Consider the following 5,207-nt stretch of genomic DNA (forward strand, 5'->3'; position numbering starts at 1 on the left):
GGGCGCGCCAGTTCGCCGAGCGCTTCCCCGCCGTACGGCTCGATCCGGACGTGCTGTTCGTGGACGACGGCGACATCGTCACCGCCGCCGGCAGTTCGGCCGCCCTCGACGCGTGCCTGGAGCTGATCCGCCGCGACCACGGCGCGCAAGCGGCGGTCGCCGTCAGCCGCAGGCTCGTCTTCGCGCTGCACCGCGACGGCGGCCAGCGACAGTTCATCGAGCAGCCGCTGCCCGCCGTCCCCGACTCCTCGCTCGCCCCGCTGCTCGACTGGGCGACCGCCCACCTCGACACCCCGCTGACCGTCCCCGACCTGGCGGTACGCGCCGCCGTCAGCCAGGCGACGCTGCACCGCCGCTTCCGCACCCAGCTCGGCACCACCCCGCTGGCCTGGCTCACCGCGCAGCGCGTCGCCCTCGCCTGCCGGCTCATGGAGCACGGCGAGACCCGTCTTGAGCGGGTGGCCAGGCTCAGCGGCCTCGGCACCGCGGCGAACCTGCGCGCCCAGCTGCGCCGGCGCACCGGACTGCCGCCCAGCGCGTACCGCCGGCGCTTCGGTCCAGGACAGCAACCAGGGACTTTCCGCGCCTCCGCCGAGGCACAATAGGGGCATGTCCCGACGTCCCGCCCGCCCCCGGCGCACCGGCGCCACCGGCCCCGGCACCCGCTCCTCGGCCGCGGAGCACCCCACGGGGGCGCCGTGCCCCTGCGGGCTCCCCGCCCCGTACGGCGAGTGCTGCGGGCGGTTCCACATCGGGCCCATGACCGCGCCCACCGCCGTGCTGCTGATGCGCTCGCGCTACAGCGCCTTCGTCGTCCTGGACGAGTCGTATCTGCTCAAGACCTGGGACCCGGCCACCCGCCCGTCGGGCGTCGACCTCGACCCGGCGATGCGCTGGACCGGCCTGGAGATCCTGGACAGCACCGAGGGGACCGCCTTCCACACCCATGGCACGGTCACCTTCCGGGCCGGCTACACCAACCTGGGCAGCCGGGGCGCGCTGCACGAACGCAGCCGCTTCGCCCGGCACGACGGCGCCTGGGTCTACGTGGACGGCAGCTACCTCGACTGACCCGGCCACCCCCGGCCGACCTCGGCCGGTCAGTCCTCCACCGCCGTGGCCCCGGCCGGCACCCGGCGCGGGGCCGGGCGCAGCGGCCTCGCCAGGTCCTCGGCGAGCAGCCGCTTGGCGATGGAGTCCACGGCGCGGCGCAGCTCCGCGTCGCTCGGGGCGCCCCGGTCGGTGGCCAGCCGCTCGTTGAGCCAGCGTCCCCAGGCCGAGGTGATGAGCGCCGCCTCCCGGCGCCCCGCCTCGGTGTGCGCGAAGAGATTGCCGTGCCGGGTGAGGTAGCCCTCGTCCACCATCCGCTGGAAGACCGGCACCAGCACCTCGGGAGGCATGCTGCGGCTCGCGGCGATCAGCCCGATGCTGGCGTGCCCGACGAGCCGGCTGAACAGCTCCACCTGCATCACCGCCCAGGCGCCCGCGACGTCGAGCCGGGTGTCCGAAGCGACGACGATGCCGCGCCCGGTGTCCGGGTGGGCGCTGTGCAGGATCTTCGCGACGGACAGCTCCAGCACCCGCGCCGAGTTGCTGCCGCTCGGTGAGGCGAACCCCTCGCCCATGTCGGTGGAGCCGGCCCGCGCCGAGTCCCGCAGCTTCACCTGCTTGAGGAAGAGCGCCACCACGAACCCGGCGAGGGCGACCGGCACCGCCCACAGGAACACCGTCTGCAGCGCGTCCGTGTACGACTGCACGAGCGGCCCCGACTGGGCGGCCGGCAGCCGGTGCAGGGTCCGCGGGCTCCCCGCCGCCTTGGAGACCGCCGCCGCGCTCCCGCCGTTCCTGACCGCCTCGGCGACCCCCGTACGCAGATGGCCGCTCAGCGAGTTGGCGTAGATCGTGCCGAAGACGGCCGTGCCGAACGAACTGCCCAGCGTACGGAAGAAGGTGACCCCGGACGTCGCGGTGCCGAGGTCGGAGTAGTCGACGGTGTTCTGCACCGCGATGGTCAGCACCTGCATGGACAGTCCGATGCCGACACCCAGCACGAACATGTACAGCGACTCCAGCCATACCCCGGAGCCAGGACCCATGTGCGACATCAGATACAGCCCGACCGCCATCACCAGCGTCCCGACGACCGGGAAGTAGCGGTACGAGCCGGTCTTGCTGACCACGTTGCCGCTGAAGACCGAGGCGAGCAGCAGACCGACGACCATCGGCAGGGTGCGCACCCCGGAGATCGTCGCCGAGTCGCCCTTCACGTACTGGAGATAGGTCGGCAGGAAGGTCAGCGCGCCGAGCATCGCGAAACCCACGATGAAGCTGAGGACGGAGCAGACGGCGAACACCGGGTTGCGGAACAGCCGCATCGGCAGCATCGGCTGCGCCGCCCGGGTCTCGGCCACACAGAACAGCGCGAGCGCCACGACACCGCCGGTAAACAGCGCGATGATCGTCGGCGAGCCCCAGGCGTACTGGTTGCCGCCCCAACTCGTCGCCAGGATCAGGGCGCTGGCCCCGACCGCCACCAGTGCGATGCCCAGGTAGTCGATGACCGGGCGCAGCGCCGAGCGGACGGCGGGGATGGTACGGGCGGCGGCGACGACCACGAGCGCGGCGATCGGGACATTGACGTAGAAGCACCAGCGCCAGGTCAGATGGTCGGTGAACACCCCGCCGAGCAGCGGCCCGACGACCGTCGAGACCCCGAACACGGCGCCGATCGCGCCCTGGTACTTGCCGCGCTCACGCAGCGGGATGACATCGGCGATCAGCGCGATGGCGGTGACCATGAGACCGCCGGCGCCGATGCCCTGGAGCGCGCGGAAGGAGATCAGCAGGATCATGTCGGTCGCGAGACCGCAGAGGAACGAGCCGGTGATGAAGATGACCGCCGACACCTGGAAGATCAGCTTGCGCCCGAACATGTCGCCGAACTTGCCGACGAGGACCGTGGAGACCGTCTCGGCCAGCAGATACGCGGTGACCACCCAGGACATGTGGGAGGCACCGCCGAGATCCGCGACGATCGTCGGCAGCGCCGTGCCGACGATCGTCTGGTCGAGCGCGGCCAGCAGCACACCGAGCATGATCGTGCCGAAGACGATGTTCCGCTGCCGTCCTTCGAGCACGGGGGGTTCGGGAGCCGGCGCCGGATTCGTGGTCTCGCTGGCTGTGGTCACCCTTGCACCGTCACACCGCGCCGCCGCCCCCGCATGCGGGGGCGGCCAGACCGGTGAGGCGCCGTCACCCTAGGATCCTCGCGTGACCCGCGTCCTGGTCTTCACCCGCACCACCGCCTTCCGGCACGACTCGATCCCGGCAGGCGTCCGCGCCTTCCAGGAGCTGGGCGCCGCACACGGCTTCGCCGTGGAGGCGACCGAGGACCCGGCTGCCCTGGAGGGCGGTCCCGGCCGGTACGGCGCCGTGGTCTTCCTCTCCACCAGCGGCGATGTCCTCACCCCCGCGGGCCGCGAAGGGCTGCGGGCGCACTGCGCGGCGGGCGGCGGCTTCATGGGGGTCCATCTGGCGGCGGGCACCGAGGGCGGCTGGCCGTTCTACGGCGAGCTGATCGGCGCCCGCTTCGTCAGCCATCCGGCGCTGCAACCCGGCCTGGTCAGGGTCGAGGACCGGGACCACCCGGCGACCCGGCCGCTGCCCGCCGCATGGCGGTGCACCGACGAGTGGTACGAGTTCGACGTCAGCGTGCGCGGCCGGTCACGGGTCCTCGCCTCGGCCGACGGCACGTCGTACGAGGGCGGCGCGCCCGGCGTGGACCGGCCGCTGGTGTGGTGTCACGAACACGGCGGCGCCCGGGTCTTCTACACCGCCCTCGGCCACACCCGGGAGTCCTACGCCGACCCCGGCTTCCGCGCCCATCTGCTGGGCGGCCTGCGGTCCGTCGTCGCTCCAGCGGCTCAGGGCCCCGCCAGCACCTGACCCAGGTCGTAGCCGACCGGCTCCTCCAGCTGGGCGTAGGTGCAGCTCTCCGGCGTACGGTCGGTGCGCCACCTGCGGAACTGGGCGGTGTGCCGGAAGCGGTCGCCCTCCATGTGGTCGTAGGCCACCTCGCAGACCAGCTCGGGCCGCACCGGAACCCAGGACAGGTCCTTCTTGCCCGACCAGCGGCTCGGCGCGCCCGGCAGTCTGGCGCCCTCGTGCGCCGACTCCCGCGCCCAGGCGGCCCACGGATGGTCTGCGGCGTCGTCGGCGGGATCCATCAGCAGCGGCGCCAGCTCCTCCACCAGCTCGGCCCGGCGCTTCATGGAGAACGCGGCGCAGACCCCGACGTGCTGGAGCACACCCTCGCCGTCGTGCAGCCCCAGCAGCAGCGACCCGACCACGGGACCGCTCTTGTGCAGCCGGTAGCCCGCCACCACCACATCGGCGGTCCGCTCGTGTTTGATCTTGTACATCGCCCGTACGTCGGGGCGGTACGGCAGGTCGAGCGGCTTGGCCACGATCCCGTCGAGCCCCGCGCCCTCGTACTGCTCGAACCACTCGCCGGCCAGCTCGATGTCGGTGGTGGCGGGCGCCACGTACACCGGCGGCCCCGCGCCGACCAGGGCCGCCTCCAGCGCCTCCCTGCGCAGCGACTGCGGGCTGGTCAGCAGCGAGGCGTCCCCCTTGGCCAGCAGGTCGAAGGCGACGAAGCTCGCCGGGGTCCGCTCAGCCAGCAGCGTCACCCGGGAGTCCGCCGGGTGGATCCGCTCGGTCAGCCGGTCGAAGTCCAGCCGCCCCTCGTGCACGATCACGATCTCGCCGTCCAGCACGCACCGGTCGGGCAGCTCGGCGCGCAGCGCCGCGACCAGTTCGGGGAAGTAGCGGGTGAGCGGTTTGCCGTTCCGGCTGCCGATCACCACCTCGTCCCCGTCCCGGTGCACGATCGCCCGGAACCCGTCCCACTTCGCCTCGTACTGCATACCGGGCGGGATGGTGGCGACGGACTTGGCGAGCATCGGCTTCACGGGCGGCATCACCGGCAGATCCATGCGTCGATTGTGCGCGGTAAAAGGTTCGGGCGCTCGGGAGCGTCCGCGAAGTATCGTCGTCCGCCCTTCGGGCGGGGCTCGCGGGGGCTGGTGCGTGCGATCGCAAGGCGCCGATGTGCCCTTGTAGCGGAGCTACTCGGGCAGGTCGGCAACGCCGCGAGCGTGCGTGCCAGGCATCGCGAGCCAGACGAGACTTCGCGGACACGACCT

Annotated in this window: 5 protein-coding genes; 3 read left to right on the top strand and 2 right to left on the bottom strand. The window is 72.5% G+C overall.

Features of this window, described 5'->3' with window-relative positions; all coding sequences use genetic code 11:
- Positions 1-605 (top strand): helix-turn-helix domain-containing protein (locus HY68_RS26050; protein WP_041993034.1); only part of this gene is annotated, 605 nt, incomplete at its 5' end.
- Between the two features lie 4 nt (positions 606-609).
- Entirely contained in the window at positions 610-1,071 is a 462-nt protein-coding gene (locus HY68_RS26055) for a YchJ family metal-binding protein (protein ID WP_063779677.1), read from the top strand.
- 29 nt (positions 1,072-1,100) lie between these two features.
- Here the strand turns inward: HY68_RS26055 and HY68_RS26060 are convergent, their stop codons facing one another.
- Positions 1,101-3,188, bottom strand: a complete 2,088-nt coding sequence (locus HY68_RS26060) for an MDR family MFS transporter (protein ID WP_041993041.1) — start codon at positions 3,186-3,188, stop codon at positions 1,101-1,103.
- Between the two features lie 82 nt (positions 3,189-3,270).
- On the opposite strand from HY68_RS26060, the gene HY68_RS26065 reads away from it, so the two are divergent.
- Positions 3,271-3,945 (top strand): ThuA domain-containing protein, encoded by a 675-nt coding sequence (locus HY68_RS26065; protein ID WP_041993044.1) that lies wholly within the window; start codon positions 3,271-3,273, stop codon positions 3,943-3,945.
- On the opposite strand, the gene HY68_RS26070 is transcribed toward HY68_RS26065, so the two are convergent.
- A complete protein-coding gene (locus HY68_RS26070; RefSeq protein WP_041993047.1) occupies positions 3,924-4,997 on the bottom strand; it encodes an ATP-dependent DNA ligase in 1,074 nt (357 codons plus the stop codon). The two genes, HY68_RS26065 and HY68_RS26070, sit on opposite strands and share 22 nt — an antisense overlap.
- Positions 4,998-5,207: the final 210 nt, after the last annotated feature.

Origin of the sequence: Streptomyces sp. AcH 505 (assembly GCF_000818175.1) — a bacterium.
Classification (GTDB): Bacteria; Actinomycetota; Actinomycetes; order Streptomycetales; family Streptomycetaceae; genus Streptomyces.